Raw genomic sequence first — 18,603 nt, 5'->3', positions numbered from 1 at the left:
TAGGTGATGATTGCTTATACGTTCCAAGACCGGTTTTGCTATGTGCCGATAACCCGCCAGGCATCAGCAGAGGTGAACCGTGGATTTGCTGCAGTTGCGCCACTTCCAGGCCGTCGCGCGTTTCGAGCACATCAGCCGCGCCGCCGAGGAGCTGAACATCGCCCAGCCCTCGCTCAGCCGCACCATCGCCCGGCTGGAGGCCGACCTGGGCACCCCGCTGTTCGACCGGCAGGGGCGGCGGATCCGGCTCAACCAGTACGGCGCGGTGTTCCTGCGCCACGTCGACCGCGCGCTGAGCGAGCTCGACGCCGGGTGCCGGGCGCTGCGCGAGGCCCGGGAGAGCGGGCTCGGCCGGGTCGGCGTCGCCTCCGAGACCCTGCTGACCGTGACCCATCTGATGGGCTCCTTCCGGGCCGCCCACCCGGGGGCCGAGGTGCGGCTCTCGCAGGCCAACGCGGTCGAGATGGACCGCCAACTGCGCGGCGGGGAGGTCGACTTCTGCGTGGCCTCGCAGCCGCTCACGGGCCCGGACCTGGCGTCCGTCGAACTGCTCCGGGAGGAGGTGCTGCTGGCCGTGCCGCGCGGGCACCGGCTGGACGGCCGGGGCAGCGTGACGATCGCCGAGCTCGCCGACGAGCCGTTCGTCACCACCCGCCGAGGGCACTGGCAACGCGCGCTGCTGGACCGGCTGTTCGCGGCCGAAGGGCTCATCCCCCGGCTGTCCTGCGAGGGGGACGAGCCGGGGGCCAGCCAGGACATGATCAGCTGCGGCCTCGGCGTCGGCCTCATCCCGGCGATGTCCCGGCTGTCCGGCACGGACACCCACGTCCCGGTCGCCTGGGTGCACGTGGAGGCCCCGGGCTGTCACCGGGTGCTCACGCTGGTCTGGAACCGGACCGCCTACCACTCCGAAGCGGCCCGCCGGTTCCGGGAGTTCGCCGTCAGCCGGCCGCTCATGACGCACCGGCGCCCCGGCGCCCCGGGGGTCCGCCTGCGCGGCTGACCCGTCCGGCCGGGGGCCGGCCGGGAGGTGACCCCGGTCACGCCCGGGCCCGGCACCCCCGCACCCGGCCCGCCGCCCCGCCCGCCGCCCCGTCCGCCGGGCCGCATTCGGCCGCACGCGTCGGCCCGGTCTGGCATGATGTCCACGGTGTCGGGGTGCTAGCTCAATGGGTAGAGCAGCGGACTTTTAATCCGTAGGTTCAGGGTTCGAGCCCCTGGCGCCCCACCGACACGAAGGCCCGGGCCGGACACCTCCGCCCGGGCCTTCGCCGTTGCGGGCGAGTGCGCCGCGTCGACGGATCGTCTTGATCTGACGAACAGTTTGTATGATCCAAAGCGGGTCTGTTGGGGGACGACGGATCCGCTGTGGGGGCTGCGCGGGGCGCAACCCCGGGGGCGTTCATCGGTTATTGCGACCGTCGTACGTGCAACCCCGGGGCGACCCCGTCCGTCTCTCTGTGTGCAACGCGTCCGGATGTAGGGGGGCGCGCTGTCCGGCGGTGAAAGGTACACGCATGTCAGGTCAGTGGGGCGAGGGCCCGGCTCGCGGTGACGACGCGCCCGGTGCGCTCACGGCCGACGGCGCGAACGCCGGCGCGGTGCCCCCGCCGCGGCCGGGCGGCCGTGCCGAGGCCCGCCGGGCCGCCCAGGGCAGGCCGCCGGTGGCACCGCCCGGCGGCCGGGCCGCGGCCAGGGCGGCGGCCCGCAAGCCCAAGTGGGGCGCCAAGAAGATCGTCGCCTGGTCCGCCGCCGGGGTGCTCGTGCTGATGGCGGGGACCGGCGGGCTGATCTACTACAAGCTGAACGGCAACATCAAGTCCTTCGACCAGGACGCGGTGGCCAAGGACCGCCCGCCGGAGGCACAGGCCGACGCGGCCGGCAACAAGCCGGTCAACGTCCTGCTGATCGGCTCCGACAGCCGGGGCAAGAACAACTCCGACCTCGGTGGCGGCGAGGAGGGCGGCGCCCGCTCGGACACCACGATCCTGCTGCACGTCTACGCCGACCACAAGCACGCCGTGGGCATATCCGTGCCGCGCAACGCGATGGTGGCCATCCCGCCCTGCAAGCTGCCCAACGGCACGTGGACCAAGGGGGAGAAGAGCCAGCGGTTCAACGCGGCCTTCTCCACCGGCGGTTCCGAGGACGGCAACCCCGCGTGCACCCAGAACACCGTGGAGAAGCTCACCGGGATCCGGGTCGACCACACCATGGTGGTCGACTTCTCGGGCTTCTCGGCGATGACCAAGGCGGTCGACGGGGTCGACGTCTGCCTGCCGCAGGACATCCACGAGGGCGACGTCAACCCGAACCTCGGCAAGAAGGGCGCGGTGGTCCTGAAGCAGGGCCTGCAGAAGGTGGAGGGCCAGCAGGCACTCGACTACGTCCGGCTGCGCCACGGCATCGGCGACGGCTCCGACATCGGCCGGATGAAGCGCCAGCAGGCCTTCATCAGTTCGCTGGCCTCCAAGATCAAGAGCCAGGGCCTCAATCCGGCGAACCTGCTGCCGCTGGCCGACGCCGCCACCAAGTCGCTGACCGTCGACCCCGGTCTCGACAGCGCCGACAAGCTGATGTCCTTCGGCCTGTCGCTGCGCAACATCGACCTGCACGACCTCAAGTTCGTCACCCTGCCCTGGCGCTTCCGCAAGGTCGACAAGGAACTCGACATCGTCCAGCCGGACGCCGACAAGCTCTTCGACACCCTCAAGGCCGACCGGACCATCGACGGCCAGAACGCCACCGGCGAGCAGCCCCCGGAGGCCGCCGCGCCGACCGCCCCGGCCGCCCCGGACACCGGGGCCACCACGGCCACCACGGCCGCCGTGTCCGCCGCCTCCCCGCTCGCGACCGGGACCGCCAACAAGGACGTCAAGGTGTCCGTCTACTCCGGCACCACGGCCCCCGGCATGGCCGCCAAGGCGACCGAGCAGCTCAAGGCGGCCAAGTTCACCGCCACCGCGGTCGGCGCGGCGAAGAACCTCAAGTACACGACCACGATGGTCCAGTACGGCTCGGGCCAGAAGGCGAACGCCGAGAAGGTCGCCGAGCTGTTCCCCGGCGCGGTCGTCGAGCCCGGCACCTCGGCGGGCGTCACGGTGATCGTCGGCAAGGACTTCGCGGCGGCCAACGGCGCGGCGGCCACCCCCGGTGCCACCGGCGGTTCCGCCGCGGCCCCCTCCGCCCCGGCCGTGCCCACCCCGCTGCCCACCAGCGTCACCGAGGACGCCCGCTCGGCCGACGACAACATCTGCGACCGGACGACATACGGTTCCGGCGGCTGAGGCCCGGGGCGCGCGGCCCCCGGCCGCGTGCCATGGTGGGCCTGTCGGACACGCCGGGGGGAGCAGCAGGCCCGAAAGGCGGAACCCATGGCCGAGATCGCCCTGGAGCTCGACATCGCCGCTCCGCGCGCCGTCGTCCTGGCCGCGCTGACCACCCACGACGGCCTCACCTCCTGGTGGACCACCGACGTGGAGCGGGAGGACGACCTGCTGCTGCTCGGCGTGCCCGGCGACCCCGAGCCCTACCGGCTGCGGCGCGAGCGCACCGGCCCGGAGCGGGTGGTCTGGACGAACGCCGGGGCCTTCCCGCCGCACTGGGCCGGCACCTGGATCAGCTGGGACCTCGCCGAGCGGTCCGACGAGCAGGGCGGGCCCGGCCACCGCACCCGGCTGCTGCTGCGGCACGGCGGCTGGCAGCCCGGCAGCGAGGAGGGCGTGCCGATGGTGGCCGGCACCTGGGCGCAGCTGCTCGTCCGGCTCAAGGACTACGCGCAGAGCGGCAAGGCGCAGCCGTTCCACACCGCGGGGGGCCACCACCACGCGCCGTGACCGCCCGCGCCCCGCCGGTGAACGCCCGGCGGGCGGCGACCCGCCGGGACCCCGTCCGGTGGCGGGATCGCGGAGGCGCGGCGATCGTGGGCGGTGTACGGCCGTCGGCCGCGCGGCCGGGCAGGCCGCGTCCCCGGCGGTCCGCGCGGCGGACGACCATCGCTTGGAGGCCCAGGAATGCCCGTAGTCACCGCACCGTACAAGCCCGGCACCCCCTGCTGGGTGGACCTGACGACGAGCGACCAGCAGGCCGCGCTCGACTTCTACCGCGACCTGCTGGGCTGGCAGGGCGAGGTCGGCCCGGCCGAGTTCGGCGGCTACGCCGTGTGCTCGCTGAACGGCAAGCCGGTCGCCGGGATCATGGCCCGCTCCGCCCCGGAGGGCCAGCCGCTGCCCCCGGTCGGCTGGACCACCTACCTCGCCACGGACGACGCCGACGCCGCCGCGCAGGCCGTCGCCGGCGCCGGCGGCACGATCGTCCACCCGGTGGCCGAGGTCGGCGCCACCGGCCGGATGCTGGTCGCCGCGGACCCGACCGGCGCGGTGTTCGGCGTCTGGCAGCAGCTGGACTTCATCGGCGCGGGCATCGTCAACGAGCCCGGCGCGCTGGTCTGGAACGAGCTCAACACCACCGACACCGCCGCGGCCGGCCGGTTCTACCAGCAGGCGTTCGGCCTGCGCCCGGGGACCATCCAGGGCATGGACGGGTTCTACTCGCTCAACGTCGGCGACCACACGGTGGGCGGCATGCAGCCGGTCGCCGAGTACCTGGCGCCGGGCACGCCCTCGCACTGGATGACCTACTTCTCGGTGGACGACACCGACTCCACGGTGGACGCCCTGGTCAAGGCGGGCGGCTCGGTGATCCAGCCGCCGTTCGACATGCAGGCCGGGCGGATGGCCGTGGTGCGCGACCCGCAGGGCGCGGCCTTCGCGGTCACCTCCACCCCGGACTCGCCCTGAGCGCCCGCCGCCCCCGGCGGACCGCCCGTTCCCGCGACGCGCCGCCGGGAATGGGCGGTACGGCGCGCGCGGACGGGTAAGACTGCACCCATGCTGGGGCTACCGGACGACATCCGCGCTTTCCTCTTCGACCTCGACGGGGTGCTCACCCAGACCGCCACGGTGCACGCCGCGGCCTGGAAGGACACCTTCGACGCCTTCCTGCGGGCCGAAGCCGCCCGCACCGGGGGGCCGTTCATCCCGTTCGACGCCGTCGCCGACTACGACGCCCACGTGGACGGGCGGCCGAGACTCGACGGCACCCGCGCCTTCCTGCACAGCCGGGGCGTCGACCTGCCCGAGGGCACCGACGCCGACCCGCCGGGCGCCCGCACCGTGCACGGCGTCAGCCGGGCCAAGAACGACACCGTGCTGCGGATGATCCGCGAGCAGGGCGTCGCCCCGTACGACGGCTCGGTCCGCTACGTGCGCCGGCTGCGCGCGCTCGCCCTGCCCACCGCCGTCGTCTCGTCCAGTGCCAACTGCCGGGACGTGCTGCGCGCGGCGGGCATCGAGGGCTTCTTCGACGTGATCGTGGACGGCGTCGTCGCCAAGCGCGAGGGCCTGCCGGGCAAGCCCGCGCCGGACACCTACCTGGCCGCGGCCCGGGCGCTGGGCGTCGAGCCCGCGCACGCCGCCGTGTTCGAGGACGCGCTGGCCGGGGTGGCCTCCGGTCGGGCGGGCGGCTTCGGCGCGGTGGTCGGCGTGGACCGCACCGGCCAGGCCGCCGAACTGCGCCGCGACGGCGCCACGGTGGTCGTCCGCGACCTCGCCGAGCTGATCCCCGACGACCCGGGCCGGTCCGACGACCCCGACCACCTCGACCACCCCGACCACTCCGACCACTCCGGTGACTCCGGTGACTCCGGTGACGACGGCCGGCCCGAGGAGGCGTCGGCATGACCGGCCAGGAGCGCAAGGACCGTCAGGAGCAGCCCTTCGCCGTCGACCCGTGGCAGGTCGCCGAACACGGCCTCGACCTCACCGCCCTGGCCCGCGCCGAGTCCGTCTTCGCGCTCTCCAACGGCCACATCGGCCTGCGCGCCAACCTCGACGAGGGCGAGCCGCACGGCCTGCCCGGCACCTACCTCAACGGCGTCTTCGAGCTGCGCCCGCTGCCCTACGGCGAGGGCGGCTACGGCTACCCGGAGTCCAGCCAGAGCGTCATCAACGTCACCAACGGCAAGATCATCCGGCTGCTGGTGGACGACGAGCCCTTCGACCTGCGCTACGGCGAACTGGTCAGCCACCGCCGCTGGCTGGACTTCCGCGAGGGCCTGCTGCGGCGCTCCGCCGAGTGGACCTCGCCCGCCGGGCGGACCATCAAGGTCGACTCCACCCGGCTGGTCTCGCTCACCCAACGGGCCGTCGCCGCCGTCGAGTACACCGTGGAGGCGGTGGACGGCCCGGTGCGGGTCGTGCTGCAGAGCGAGCTGGTCGCCAACGAGCAGCTGCCGGGCGGCCCCGAGGGCGACCCGCGGGCCGCCGCCGTGCTGGAGGCCCCGCTGCTCGCCGAGGCGCACCACGCGGGCGGGACGAAGGGCGTGCTCGTCCACCGCACCCGGTACAGCGGCATCCGGGTCGCGGCCGGCATGGACCACGTGATCGAGGGCCCGGAGCGGCTGGACACCGTGGCCGAGTCGGAGGCCGACCACTGCCGGATCACGGTCACCACCGTGCTGCACCCCGGCGAGCGGCTGCGGCTGGTGAAGTTCATGGCCTACGGCTGGTCGGCGACCCGCTCGCTGCCGGCCGTCCGGGACCAGGTGGAGGCCGCGCTGACCGCCGCCCGGTACACCGGCTGGGACGGGCTGATCGCCGAACAGGAGGATTTCCTCAAGGAGTTCTGGGAGACCAGCGACATCGAGATCGAGGGTGACGTCGAACTCCAGCAGGCCGTCCGGTTCGCCGTCTTCCACGTGCTCCAGGCCGGCGCCCGCAGCGAGGAACGCGCCATCCCCGCCAAGGGGTTGACCGGGCCCGGCTATGACGGCCACAGCTTCTGGGACACCGAGGCCTTCGTGCTGCCGGTGCTCACCTACTGCCTGCCCGCCGCCGTCAACCAGGCGCTGCGCTGGCGGCACACCACGCTCCCGCTGGCCCGCGACCGCGCGGCCCAGCTCGGCCTGGCCGGAGCGGTCTTCCCGTGGCGCACGATCCGCGGGGAGGAGTGCTCCGGCTACTGGCCGGCCGGCACCGCCGCCTTCCACATCGGCGCGGACATCGCGTCCGCGGCCGCCCGCTACGCCCGGGCCACCGGGGACGACGAGTTCGAGCGCGAGTACGGGCTGGAACTGCTCGTCGAGACCGCCCGGATGTGGCGCTCGCTGGGGCACCACGACGCCGTCGGCCGGTTCCGCATCGAGGGCGTCACCGGCCCCGACGAGTACAGCGCCATCGCGGACAACAACGTCTACACCAACCTCATGGCGCAGACGAACCTGCGCGCCGCCGCGGAGGCCGCCGCCCGGCACCCGCGCGAGGCCGCCGCGCTCGGCGTCAACACCGAGGAGACCGCCGCCTGGCGGGACGCGGCCGCCGCGATGTTCATCCCGTACGACGAGAACCTCGGCGTCCATCCGCAGGCCGACGGCTTCACCGACCACCAGGTCTGGGACTTCGAGAACACCCCGCCGGAGAACTTCCCGCTGCTGCTGCACTACCCGTACTTCGACCTCTACCGCAAGCAGGTGGTCAAGCAGGCCGACCTGGTGCTCGCCATGCAGGTCCGCGGCGACGCCTTCACCGACGAGCAGAAGGTCCGCAACTTCGCGTACTACGAACGGCTGACCGTCCGCGACTCCTCGCTCTCCGCCTGCACCCAGGCGGTGATCGCCGCCGAGGTGGGGCAGCTCGACCTCGCGTACGACTACACCGCCGAGGCCGCCCTGATGGACCTGCACGACCTCGGCGGCAACACCCGCGACGGCCTGCACATGGCCTCGCTCGCCGGGGCCTGCATCGCCCTGGTGGCCGGCTTCGGCGGGCTGCGCGACCACGGCGAGGTGCTCTGGTTCCGGCCCCGGCTGCCCAGCGGGATCATGCGGCTCAGCTTCTCGCTGCTGGTCCGCGGACAGCTGCTGGGGGTGCGGATCGACCACGACGAGACCACGTACACGCTGCGCCGGGGCGAGGTGATCCACCTGCGGCACGACGGGGAGACGGTCCAGGTGAAGGCGGGCCGGCCGGTCTCGGTGCCCACCACCACCCCGCCCGCCCAGGAGCGCTGCAGCCAGCCCCCCGGCCGCGAACCGGCCCGCCGCCAGGCCCAGGCCGGCCTCTCCACCGGCCGCATCACCTCCGGCCCCGACCACCTGGCCGCCGAGTAGCCCGCCCACCGGTCCACCGGTCCACCGGTCCACCCGAGGGGCGCCCCGCACCGCCGGGGCGCCCCTCGGCCCGGTCCGGGACCGGGCCCGCCCTCACCCGTCCGGCCCACTCCGGGTGCGGGGCGCCCGCCGGCGGTGGAAGGTGCTGGTGTCGCGCGTCCCCGGCGTCAGGAGATCTCCCGTGGTGAGTGTGGCCGAGCAGATGGTGGAGGTGCTCCGGCAGGCCGGGGTGGAACGGGTCCACGGCGTGGTCGGCGACAGCCTCAACCCCGTGGTGGACGCGATCCGCCGGGCCGAGGGCATCAGCTGGGTGCACGTCCGCAATGAGGAGGCCGGGGCCTTCGCGGCGGCCGCCGAGGCCGAGCTGACCGGCCGCCTCGCGGTCTGCGCCGGCTCCTGCGGCCCCGGCAACACCCACCTCGTCCAGGGTCTCTACGACGCCCAGCGCAGCGGCGTCCCCGTCCTCGCCCTCGCCTCGCACATCCCCTCCACCCAGATCGGCACCGGCTTCTTCCAGGAGACCCACCCCGAGCGGGTGTTCACCGACTGCAGCAGCTGGTGCGAGATGCTCTCCACGCCCGGTCAGCTGCCCCGGCTGCTGCGCGTCGCGATCCAGCACGCCCTCGGCGCGCGCGGCGTCTCCGTGCTGGCCTTCCCCGGTGACGTCGCCGCGCTCTCCGCCGCCCACCCGACCGGCACCAGCCACTTCCTCACCGAGCAGGCCGTCGCCGCCCCGCCCTGGTCCCAGGTGCAGGAGCTCGCCCGGGCGCTCAACGCCGCGCGCCGGGTCGCGTTGTTCTGCGGCGCGGGCGTGCGTGCGGCGCACGCCGAGGTGATGGAGCTCGCGGCGGTGCTGCACGCGCCGGTCGGGCACTCCCTGCGCGGCAAGGAGTGGATCCAGTACGACAATCCGTACGACGTCGGGATGAGCGGTCTGCTCGGCTACGGAGCCTGCCACGAGGCGCTGCACTCCGCCGACCTCGTCGTGCTGCTCGGCACCGACTTCCCGTACGACTCCTTCCTGCCGCAGGCCCGCACCGTCCAGGTCGACCACGACGCCACCCGGCTCGGCCGCCGCACCGCCCTGGACCTCGCGGTGCACGGCGACGTCTCCGCCACCCTGCGCGCCGTGCTGCCGCTGCTGGAGCAGAAGACCGACCGCTCCTTCCTCGACGACATGCTGCGCCGCCACTACCGCGCCCTGGAGGGGGTGGTCGGCGCGTACACCAAGGACATCGAGAAGCACCTGCCGATTCACCCCGAGTACGTGGCCTCGGTGCTGGACGAGGTGGCCGCCGACGACGCGGTGTTCACCGTCGACACCGGCATGAACAACGTCTGGGCCGCCCGCTACCTGCAGCCCAACGGCCGCCGCCGGGTGATCGGCTCCTTCCTGCACGGCTCGATGGCCAACGCGCTGCCGCACGCGATCGGCGCCCAGCTCGCCTTCCCCGGGCGGCAGGTGGTGGCGATGGCGGGCGACGGCGGCCTGTCGATGCTGCTCGGCGAGCTGCTGACGGTGGTCAAGCACCGCCTGCCGGTGAAGACGGTGGTCTTCAACAACGGCGCGCTCGGCATGATCAAGCTGGAGATGCTGGTCTCCGGCTACCCGGAGTCGGAGATCGACAACGGCGACGTCGACTACGCCGGGATCGCCCGCGCGATGGGCATCCCGGCCAAGCGGGTCACCGAGCCGGCCCGGGTGCGGGAGGTGCTGGCGGAGGCGCTGGAACGGCCCGGCCCGGCGCTGGTGGACGTGGTCACCGACCCGAACGCGCTGTCCATCCCGCCGCACATCACCGCCGCCCAGCTGAAGGGGTTCGCGCTGGCCGCCGGCCGCACGGTGCTGTCCGGCGGCGTCGGCCGGATGATCGACCTGGCCCGGTCCAACCTCAGGAACATCCCCCGCCCGTAGCGGCCCGACACCGGCCCTTGCCTGTGGGGCAAAAAAATTGCCCGGGCGGCACGCGAGGTGTCCACTGGACACATGACCACCAGCCCAGCCGGTCCGCCCGAGGCTCCCGCCGACGCCGTCCCCGCCGCCCCCGTGGGCGACCACGAGACGCAGGAGGTGGCCGGCCTCGCCGCCAGGCTGCGCGACCACCGGCTCAGCAGCCGCCTCACCCTGGAGGTCGCCGCCGCCCGGATCGGTCTGTCCCCAGCCTACTTGTCCCGGCTGGAGACCGGACGCCGGCAGCCCTCGCTGCCCGTCCTGCTCGGACTCGCCCGTGCCTACGGCACCTCCGTCTCCGGCCTGCTCGGCGAGACCTTCACCGAGCCGGACCCGGTGGTGCGCGGCGGCGCGATCGAGCCCGGCCGCGCCGGGGGCTGGGGCTACCGGCGCACCGGTGCGCCCGGCCGGGCGATGCAGGCGCTGCGCGTGCACGTCCCCCCGGGCGTGCAGGACGCCGTGGTCCGCGTCCACCCCGGCGAGGAGTGGCTGTACGTCCTCCAGGGCCGGCTGAAGCTGACCCTCGGCGAACGCGTCCACCTGCTGGAGGTGGGCGACTCCGCCCACTTCGACTCGCTCACCCCGCACTGCATCGCCGCCGACTCCTCGTCCGGGGTCGAACTGCTCTTCATGCACACCCTGCTGCAGAGCCCCGGCGGCGAACTCTGCCTCGGTGGCGGCCCCGCCGCCCCGCACCACTGACCCGACGTCAGGACAACCGGAGGAGAACCCCGATGGCCGAGACCGCCGCCACTCCCGCCCCGACCGCCGTGCCCGTCCCGGACACCAGGGCCGAGGACGCCCCCAAGACCATGGACGCGGGCAAGTGGGCCAACCGCCGCGTCTACCACCGCCTGGTGATCTACACCGCGGGCATCCACCTCTTCGCCGGCTTCATCATGCTGCTGTTCGAACTGGGCAGCCGCAACAAGTAGTCCCCGCTCCGCCCGCCCCCGGCCGCCGAGGCACCCGCCCGGCGGCCCCGGCCAGTCCCGGGCTCCTCACGCCGTGCGCAGCACCGCGCAGAGCGCGTCGAGGGCGGCGGGGAAGGCGTGCTCCGGCGGGGTGGCGTAGCCGACGACCAGGGCCGGGGCGGCGTCCGGGACCGGGGTGTCACCGGCGAGGTACCAGCCGAGGCCGGTGAGGACCAGGCCGGCGGCGCGGGCCCGCTCCACCGACTCCGCCTCCGGGCGGGAGCCGGGCGGCAGTTCCAGCACGGCGTGCAGTCCGGCGGCGATCCCGGTGACCCGCACCCGCGGGGCGCGCTCGGCGAGCGCCGCGACCAGCCGGTCCCGGCGGCGCCGGTAGTGCAGCCGGCAGCGCCGCACGTGCCGGTCGTAGCGGCCGGAGGTGATCAGTTCGGCGAAGGTGAGCTGCTCGATCACCGGGCTCATGGTGTCCGCCCGGGCCTTGAGCCGGGCGACCGGTTCCACCAGTTCGTCGGGCAGCGCCAGCCAGGCCAGCCGCAGGCCGGGCGCCAGGCTCTTGGCGGCGGTGCCGCCGTACACCACCCGGTCCGGGTCGAGCGCCTGCATCGCGCCGAGCGGCTGCCGGTCGTAGCGGAACTCGCCGTCGTAGTCGTCCTCGATCACGTAGCCGTCGTGCTCGCGGGCCCACCGGACGGCGGCCGCCCGGCGGTCGGCGGCCAGCGCCGCGCCGGTCGGGAACTGGTGCGCCGGGGTGAGCAGCACCGCTCCCAGCCGGTCCGCCCCCAGGCGGTCCGTCCCCGGCCGGTCCGCCCGCCGCCGGCCCTCCCGTGCGCCCGTTCCCGCGCCCGACAGCTCCGCCAGCAGCTCCGTCCGCGCCCCGGAGCAGTCCAGCGGCAACGGCGCGAGAGCGAGCCCGGACGCCCGCAGGGTCTCCCGCTGCGGCGGCAGCCCGTACGCCTCGACGGCGACCCGCCCCGCCCCGCGCTCGCGCAGCGCGGCGGCCAGCAGGCCGAGGCCCTGGCCGAAGCCCGCGCAGACCAGCAGCCGCTCCGGGTCGGTGCGCACGCCCCGCACCCGGGCCAGGTAGTCGGCGAGCGCCCGCCGCAGCTCGATCCGCCCCAGCGGCGAGCCGTAGTCGAGGGCCTCGTGCGGGGCCACCGCCAGTGCCCGGCGGGCACTGGCCAGCCAGGCGCTGCGCGGGAACAGCGAGAGGTCCGGCCGCCCGGCGAGCAGGTCGTGCCGCCCGGTGGGGCGCCCGCCCGCCCGGACCTCCACGGCCCGCCCGGCGGGCCGGGGCGCGGCGCGTCCGGCGACCGTCGTCCCAGAGCCCTGCCGGGAGCTGAGCCAGCCCTCGGCGGTCAGCTGCCCGTACGCCTCGACGACGGTGTTCCGGGCGATCCCGAGGTCCTCGCCGAGCGCCCGGGAGGACGGCAGCCGGGTACCGGGCGCGAGCCGTCCGTCCTGGACGGCCGCGCGCAGCGCGTCCTCCAGCGCCGCACGCAGCCCGGACCCGGCGGCGCGCCGTTCGCCGAGGTCGAGGTGCAGGTCGCCGCCGAACGCGGTCCACGAAGCGGCGTCACGGGTGGTTCGGGGGCGGCTCATGGCGGGATTATCGCCGCAACCCCCGCGGACCCCGGATCTCCGATACATTGCGCCGGACGCACGATCGCGCTGGGGGTGGCGAACATGGCGTACCAGTACGGGAGTTCAGCGGTTCCGCCGCGAAGACGACGGCCCGGCCGGGGCGGCTGCCCGGCGGTTCTCCTGGTGCCGCTGTTCTGCGTGCTGCTGGGGTATCCGCTCGCCGTGCCGGTCGTGGTCCCCGCCCTGATGCGGGCGCAGACCCCGCCGCTGCACGCCACGCCCGGGCAGGTGGCGATCCTGGTCGGCATCGCGTACGCGGTCGCCCTGCTGGTGGACCGGTCGGCGGGCCGGCACCGGCGGCCCGTCGCCCGGTGGGTGGTGCCGGCGCGGGCGGCCGTGCTGACCGCCGCGTGCTCACTGGTCGCCCACCTGGTCGGCGCGTACCTCGTGCCGAAGGTCCTCGGCACCGGCCATGATCCGGCGGCGGCGAACGGCTACGCCCTGCAGTGCCTCCTGGTGGGCGTGTTCGCCTGGATCTGGCGGCTGGGCGTCCGGTCCTGGTCCGGTGACCCGGTGGAGCCGGTCCGGGCCCGCCGGACGGCCCCGGCCACGGACCGGGCCTCCTCCCGCACCGCCACCGTCGGCCGCCCGGCGGCGGGGGAGGTGTGGGTGGCGATGGTGCCGTTCCGGGACCGCGCGGAGGCGGCCCGGCACTACTGCGTGGTCGTCGGCGCCCGGGCCGGGTACGCGGAGGTCCTGCAGATCACCAGCAAGGACAAGGACCACCGCGACGACTACATCCGGATGGAGAACGAGGGCTGGGACCGCACCGGCAAGCCGTCCTGGGTGGAGATCGGGATGACGCCGCGCCGGGTGCCGTACGAGAGCTTCCTCTCCGACCACCCCCAGGGCCCGTGCCCGCCGCGGATCTGGCGGGAGATCCAGCGCCGCCAGGCCGCCCCGGGCGCGGCCCGCCCGCCGCGTCCGCCGCGCCCGCGCCCCTCCGGCGGCCCGTCCGCGACCGCCCGCGGTCCGCGCCGCCCCTGAGGGCCCCGCTGCCGCGTCCTGGCCCGGGGGGCGGGCAGGATCCGTCCGTATCCGCGTCCGCGTCCGTGTCACGCCGAGCCGCTGGCGTCCGTCAAGATACTGACGGATCCCGACGCGAAGGTGTGACGGATGAACGGGGAAGACTTCCTGGCCGAGCGCTTCGAGGAGCACCGGCCCCATCTGCGGGCGGTCGCCTACCGGATGCTCGGCTCGCTCAGCGAGGCCGAGGACGCCGTCCAGGAGACGTGGTTCAAACTGAGCCGCTCGGACGTCGGCGAGGTCGCCAACCTGGGCGGCTGGCTGACCACCGTGGCCGGCCGGGTCTGCCTGGACCTGCTGCGCTCCCGGGTCGCCCGGCGCGAGGACCCGCTGCAGGACCAGGACGGGCAGGTGGTCCGGCTGCCCGACCCGGTCATCGGGGGAACCCGGGGACCCGATCCGGAGCAGGAGATCCTGACGGCCGACTCGGTCGGCATCGCGCTGATGATCGTGCTGGAGACCCTGGCCCCGCCGGAACGGCTGGCGTTCGTGCTGCACGACCTGTTCTCGGTGCCGTTCGACGAGATCGCCCCGATCCTCGGCCGCACCTCCGCCTCCACCCGCCAGCTCGCCAGCCGGGCCCGCCGCCGCGTCCAGGGCGCCGCCCCCGCGCCGGACGCCGACCTGGCGCTGCGCCGCGAGGTGGTGGAGGCGTTCCTGGCCGCCTCCCGCGGCGGGGACTTCGACGCCCTGCTCACCGTCCTCGACCCGGACGTGGTGGCCCGCTCCGACGGCGGCGCCCTGCGGCCGGCCACCTTCCGGCGCGGCGCGGCCGAGGTGGCGGCCGGGGCGAGCGCGTTCGGCACGCAGTTCGCCGGGGAGTCCCGCCCGGTGCTGGTCAACGGCGAACCGGCGGTGGCCGCCTTCGTGGACGGCCGCCCGGTCTCGCTCGCGGCGTTCACCGTGCGCGGCGGCAGGATCGTCGAGCTGACCATCTTCACCGACCCGGAGCGCCTGGAGCGCCTCGGCCTGTCGGCGGCCTGACGTCCTCCCGCCGCGCCTCCACCGGCCGCAGGGCCGCGCCCCGCGGCCGGTGGAGCAGCCACCACAGCACCGTCCAGCAGACCGCGACGCCCAGGCAGGCCCCGGCCGTCATGGTCAGGTACAGCGGGTCGGTGGAGTGCCGGGCCGCGCTCAACGGCCCGCCCATGGCGATCACGGCGCCGAAGTACACGACGTTGAGGGTGAACGCGACGAGTCCGTGCCCGGTCTGCTCCAGCAGGGTCAGCGCGGTCAGCGCCAGCGCCGTGCAGCCGAACGACGGCCCGGCCAGCTGGAGGAAGCGCGCGGCCTGCCCGGCGGTGGCCGGGTCGTCGGAGAGCCGGGCGGCCAGCGGCGCGCCCGCCGTCCACAGCAGCGCCGTCACGGGGAGGTAGCAGCCGGCCGTCAGCAGCCCCCCGGTGCGCACGGCCCGCCGGGCGGCGGCCCGGTCGCCGGCCGCGCCCGCCTGGTTGACCAGGATCGCGACGGCGGAGCCGAAGCCCACGGCCGGGACGATCATCGCGCTCTGCAGCGTCGAGCCGAGGGTGAACCCGGCCACGGCGCCCGGGCCGAACGGGGTCACCACCCGCAGCAGCGCCAGGTTGACGGCGCAGAGCAGCAGGAACGAGGCGCCGACCGGCACGCCGACGGACACCACCGCCGCCCGCACCTCGCCCCGTCCGCCGCCGGTCGCGGGCCGGTCCGTCGGCGCCGTCCGGCGCAGCAGCCCCGCCCGGCGCAGCAGCCCCGCCCGTCGCAGCAGCAGCGCGCCGAGCAGCACCTCCACCACCCCGGCCCCCAGGGCCGAGACCGGCAGCGCCCGCAGCCCCCAGCCCGCCCCGAGCCCCAGTCCGCCGACCCCGGCCAGCAGCAGGCCGGCCGAGGTGAGCGTCAGCAGCAGCCCCCGCCCGGTCGCGCCGGAGCCGCGCAGCACGGCCGCGCACAGCTCGCCCAGCGCGCCGACCGCGTTCACCGCCACCATCGCGGCCAGGAAGACGCGGAACGGCGCCCGGTCGGCGGCCGGCACGTCGAGCAGCGCCCCCAGCGGCCCGGCGGCGGCCGCCACCACGGCGCCGCACACCAGGTAGCAGCACACGCCGATGCGGGCCGCGGCGGCGAGGTGACCGGGCAGCTCGGCACGCCGCCCGCTGCCGGCGGCGCGCGCGGCCACCACCTGGAGCGCGATCGAGAGCCCCGAGTTCAGCGCCACCAGCAGGAAGCCGACGGGCGTGTAGAGCGAGCGCAGGTAGAGCGCGTGCCCGCCGGCGGCCCCCAGCATCGCGGCCACCGCGAACTGCGCGCCGAGGGCGACGGCCTCGCTGAGCACGACGGGCGCGGCGAAGCCCGCGATCCGGCGCACGGTGGGCGGTGGTGCGGCCGTCCGTGTCATGGCTGTCCGCGTCATGGCCCCCCGCCCGTTCGCACGCTGTCCGCCGACGATGCCAAATTTCCGCCCCCGAACGGAAGACCGGACGCGCCCTTCCACCCTCCGCGGCGCGGTGCGGAAGGATGGCGAAGAAATTCTGCCGACGGATGTCGAGGCCTCGCGGCCCGCTCCGACCACGGGGTGGAGCGCGCCGCACGGGGCACGCGGGACGGGAGGACACCCGGGATGAAGTACGTCGCCATGATCTACGGCAACCAGGCCAAGTGGGACTCGTTCCCGGCCGAGGAGTGGCCGGCCGCGATCGCCAAGCAGGAGGCGTTCAACACCAAGTACCGCGAGAGCGGTGAACTGTTCGGCGCCTACGGCCTCGCCGACGCCGCCGCCGCCCAGCTGGTGCGGCGCGCGGACGGGCTCCCGGCGGTCACCGACGGGCCGTACCTGGAGACCAAGGAGTACCTGGCCAGCTTCTACCTGCTGGACTGCGAGAGTCTGGAGCGCGCCCAGGAGATCGCCGCCGACATGCCGTTCGCGGACGTCGAGCCGGTGGAGCTGTGGCCGATCCTGCACGAGTCCCCGGCCCCCTCGGCGGACGTGTGAGCGGCGTCGTACCGTCCGGCCCGGGCGGTCTGGAGGGTCTGCTGCGCGAACTCGCGCCGCAGGCCCTCGGGGCGTTGGTGCGCCGCTACGGGCGCGGGCAGTTCGACGCCTGCGAGGACGCCGTGCAGGAGGCGCTGCTCGCCGCCGCCACCCAGTGGCCGGCCGAGGGGGTGCCGGAGAACCCGCGCGGCTGGCTGGTGACGGTCGCCGGGCGGCGGCTGGCCGACGCGGTGCGCAGCGAGGTGGCCCGGCGGCGTCGCGAGGACGCGCTGGCCCTCGCCACCCCGCAGTCGGCGCTGCTCAGCCCGCCGCCGGACACGGCGTCCGCGTCCGGCCGGGACGACTCGCTGCACCTGCTGTTCCTCTGCTGCCACCCGGACCTGTCGGCGCCCAGCCGGATCGCGTTGACCCTGCGCTCCGTCGGCGGTCTGACGACGGCGCAGATCGCGGCGGCGTTCCTGGTTCCGGAGGCGACGATGGCGCAGCGGATCAGCCGGGCGAAGCAGACCGTCCGGGCCGCCGGGCTCCCCGACCGGCGGCTCCCGGAACGGCTCTCCGACGTCCGCCAGGTGATCTACCTGATCTTCAACGAGGGCTACACGGCGAGCAACGGCGACGACCTCACCGCGCCCGCGCTGTCCGGCGAGGCGATCCGCCTGGCCCGTCTGCTCCTCCGGCTCGTCCCGGAGGACGCCGAGACGGCCGGGCTGCTCGCCCTGATGCTGCTCACCGATGCACGCCGACCGGCACGAACGGGGGCGGGCGGGGAGCTGGTGACGCTGGCGGAGCAGGACCGCTCGCTGTGGGACACGGCCCTCGTCGAGGAGGGCGTCGAGCTGATCAGCCGTACGCTGCCGCGCGGCCAGGTGGGGCCGTACCAGGTCCAGGCGGCGATCGCGGCGGTGCACGACGAGGCGCCGGACGCCGAGTCGACGGACTGGCCGCAGATCCTGGCGCTCTACGACCTGCTGGTCCGGTTCGGCGACAACCCCTTCATCGCCCTCAACCGGGCGGTGGCACTGGCGATGGTCCGGGGTCCGCAGGCCGGGCTGGCGGCCCTCGCCCCGCTGGAGGCGGACCAGCGGTTCGCCCGCCACCACCGCCTCTTCGCCACCCGCGCCCACTTCCTGGAACTCCTCGGCGACCCCACGGCGCCGACCGTCTACCGCGAAGCCGCCCGCCGCGCGACCAGCGCCCCGGAACGCCGGCACCTCACCGAACACGCCCGCCGCCTGGAGGCGGGCGCCGCACACCGGAGGAACGCATGACCCAACTCCTGCGGGTCCAGAACTTCAACGTCTCGGCCGACGGCATCGCCGCCGGCGCCAGTGAGGACCAGAGCCTGGAGCGCCCGTTCGGCCTCGACGGCCCCGAGCGGCTGTTCTCCTGGGCCGGCGCCACGGCGAGCTGGCCGATGCGCACCGACCCGGGCGGCAGCCGCGGCCTCGACGACTACCTCACCCGCGACTACCCGCGGAACATCGGCGCCGAGATCATGGGCCGCAACAAGTTCGGCCCCCAGCGCGGCCCCTGGCAGGACCACGAGTGGCAGGGCTGGTGGGGGGAGCGGCCGCCGTTCCGCACCCCGGTCTTCGTCCTGACCCACCACGCGAGGCCGTCGATCACCCTGTCGGACACCACCTTCCACTTCGTCGAGGGCGACCCGGCCGAGGTGCTCGCCCAGGCGAAGGAGGCCGCCCAGGGCAAGGACGTCCGCCTGGGCGGAGGGGTGAGCACCATCCGGCAGTTCCTCGACGCCGACCTCGTGGACACCCTGCACATCGCCGTCTCCCCGCTGAAGCTCGGCTCGGGCCGGCGCCTGTGGGACTCCCCGGACGACCTGCGCGACCGCTTCCACGTCGACGTCGTCCCCAGCCCGAGCGGCGTGACCCACCACCTCTTCTGGCGGAAGTAGCGGGAG

Annotated in this window: 16 protein-coding genes and 1 tRNA gene; 15 read left to right on the top strand and 2 right to left on the bottom strand. The window is 74.9% G+C overall.

Going from position 1 to position 18,603, the window contains the following annotated elements; translation table 11 throughout:
- Positions 1-79 precede the first annotated feature (79 nt).
- The 10 genes from ACFXAM_RS14645 (at position 80) to ACFXAM_RS14600 (ending at position 11,053) form a co-directional block, all read left to right on the top strand.
- A complete protein-coding gene (locus ACFXAM_RS14645; RefSeq protein WP_380291020.1) occupies positions 80-1,003 on the top strand; it encodes a LysR substrate-binding domain-containing protein in 924 nt (307 codons plus the stop codon).
- A 152-nt stretch (positions 1,004-1,155) separates the two neighbouring features.
- Positions 1,156-1,228, top strand: a tRNA-Lys gene (locus tag ACFXAM_RS14640).
- A gap of 289 nt (positions 1,229-1,517) precedes the next feature.
- Positions 1,518-3,287 (top strand): LCP family protein, encoded by a 1,770-nt coding sequence (locus ACFXAM_RS14635; RefSeq protein WP_380291018.1) that lies wholly within the window; start codon positions 1,518-1,520, stop codon positions 3,285-3,287.
- An 87-nt stretch (positions 3,288-3,374) separates the two neighbouring features.
- Entirely contained in the window at positions 3,375-3,836 is a 462-nt protein-coding gene (locus tag ACFXAM_RS14630) for an SRPBCC domain-containing protein (RefSeq protein ID WP_380291016.1), read from the top strand.
- A 177-nt stretch (positions 3,837-4,013) separates the two neighbouring features.
- Positions 4,014-4,799 (top strand): VOC family protein, encoded by a 786-nt coding sequence (locus tag ACFXAM_RS14625; RefSeq protein WP_380291014.1) that lies wholly within the window; start codon positions 4,014-4,016, stop codon positions 4,797-4,799.
- Positions 4,800-4,889: 90 nt separating this feature from the next.
- Positions 4,890-5,741, top strand: a complete 852-nt coding sequence (locus ACFXAM_RS14620; RefSeq protein ID WP_380291012.1) for an HAD family hydrolase — start codon at positions 4,890-4,892, stop codon at positions 5,739-5,741.
- Positions 5,738-8,167, top strand: a complete 2,430-nt coding sequence (locus ACFXAM_RS14615; protein WP_380291010.1) for a glycoside hydrolase family 65 protein — start codon at positions 5,738-5,740, stop codon at positions 8,165-8,167. The genes ACFXAM_RS14620 and ACFXAM_RS14615 overlap by 4 nt, the downstream gene beginning before the upstream one ends.
- Before the next feature lie 202 nt (positions 8,168-8,369).
- Positions 8,370-10,082, top strand: a complete 1,713-nt coding sequence (locus ACFXAM_RS14610) for a pyruvate dehydrogenase (RefSeq protein ID WP_380291052.1) — start codon at positions 8,370-8,372, stop codon at positions 10,080-10,082.
- Between the two features lie 72 nt (positions 10,083-10,154).
- Positions 10,155-10,820: a helix-turn-helix domain-containing protein gene (locus ACFXAM_RS14605; protein WP_380291008.1), complete on the top strand. Its 666-nt coding sequence runs from the start codon at positions 10,155-10,157 to the stop codon at positions 10,818-10,820.
- Between the two features lie 32 nt (positions 10,821-10,852).
- Positions 10,853-11,053 (top strand): DUF6126 family protein, encoded by a 201-nt coding sequence (locus ACFXAM_RS14600; protein ID WP_380291006.1) that lies wholly within the window; start codon positions 10,853-10,855, stop codon positions 11,051-11,053.
- 66 nt (positions 11,054-11,119) lie between these two features.
- Here the strand turns inward: ACFXAM_RS14600 and ACFXAM_RS14595 are convergent, their stop codons facing one another.
- Positions 11,120-12,649: a PLP-dependent aminotransferase family protein gene (locus tag ACFXAM_RS14595; RefSeq protein WP_380291004.1), complete on the bottom strand. Its 1,530-nt coding sequence runs from the start codon at positions 12,647-12,649 to the stop codon at positions 11,120-11,122.
- 84 nt (positions 12,650-12,733) lie between these two features.
- Between ACFXAM_RS14595 and ACFXAM_RS14590 the strand changes: the two genes are divergently transcribed.
- Together ACFXAM_RS14590 and ACFXAM_RS14585 are read left to right on the top strand one after the other, a co-directional pair.
- Positions 12,734-13,678, top strand: a complete 945-nt coding sequence (locus ACFXAM_RS14590; RefSeq protein WP_380291002.1) for a hypothetical protein — start codon at positions 12,734-12,736, stop codon at positions 13,676-13,678.
- A gap of 129 nt (positions 13,679-13,807) precedes the next feature.
- Positions 13,808-14,701: a sigma-70 family RNA polymerase sigma factor gene (locus tag ACFXAM_RS14585; RefSeq protein ID WP_380291000.1), complete on the top strand. Its 894-nt coding sequence runs from the start codon at positions 13,808-13,810 to the stop codon at positions 14,699-14,701.
- On the opposite strand, the gene ACFXAM_RS14580 is transcribed toward ACFXAM_RS14585, so the two are convergent.
- Entirely contained in the window at positions 14,655-16,088 is a 1,434-nt protein-coding gene (locus ACFXAM_RS14580) for an MATE family efflux transporter (protein ID WP_380290998.1), read from the bottom strand. The two genes, ACFXAM_RS14585 and ACFXAM_RS14580, sit on opposite strands and share 47 nt — an antisense overlap.
- Positions 16,089-16,310: 222 nt before the next feature.
- Here ACFXAM_RS14580 and ACFXAM_RS14575 point away from each other — a divergent pair, with 222 nt between their 5' ends.
- The 3 genes from ACFXAM_RS14575 to ACFXAM_RS14565 are packed head-to-tail and all read left to right on the top strand — an operon-like array spanning position 16,311 to position 18,597.
- Positions 16,311-16,682 (top strand): YciI family protein, encoded by a 372-nt coding sequence (locus ACFXAM_RS14575; protein WP_380290996.1) that lies wholly within the window; start codon positions 16,311-16,313, stop codon positions 16,680-16,682.
- Positions 16,679-17,950 (top strand): RNA polymerase sigma factor, encoded by a 1,272-nt coding sequence (locus ACFXAM_RS14570; RefSeq protein ID WP_380290994.1) that lies wholly within the window; start codon positions 16,679-16,681, stop codon positions 17,948-17,950. The genes ACFXAM_RS14575 and ACFXAM_RS14570 overlap by 4 nt, the downstream gene beginning before the upstream one ends.
- Positions 17,947-18,597: a dihydrofolate reductase family protein gene (locus ACFXAM_RS14565; RefSeq protein ID WP_380290992.1), complete on the top strand. Its 651-nt coding sequence runs from the start codon at positions 17,947-17,949 to the stop codon at positions 18,595-18,597. The genes ACFXAM_RS14570 and ACFXAM_RS14565 overlap by 4 nt, the downstream gene beginning before the upstream one ends.
- Positions 18,598-18,603: the final 6 nt, after the last annotated feature.

Source organism: Kitasatospora sp. NPDC059462 (assembly GCF_042749955.1).
In the GTDB taxonomy this organism is placed as follows: domain Bacteria; phylum Actinomycetota; class Actinomycetes; order Streptomycetales; family Streptomycetaceae; genus Kitasatospora.
This window is presented reverse-complemented; position numbering and strand designations above follow the sequence as displayed.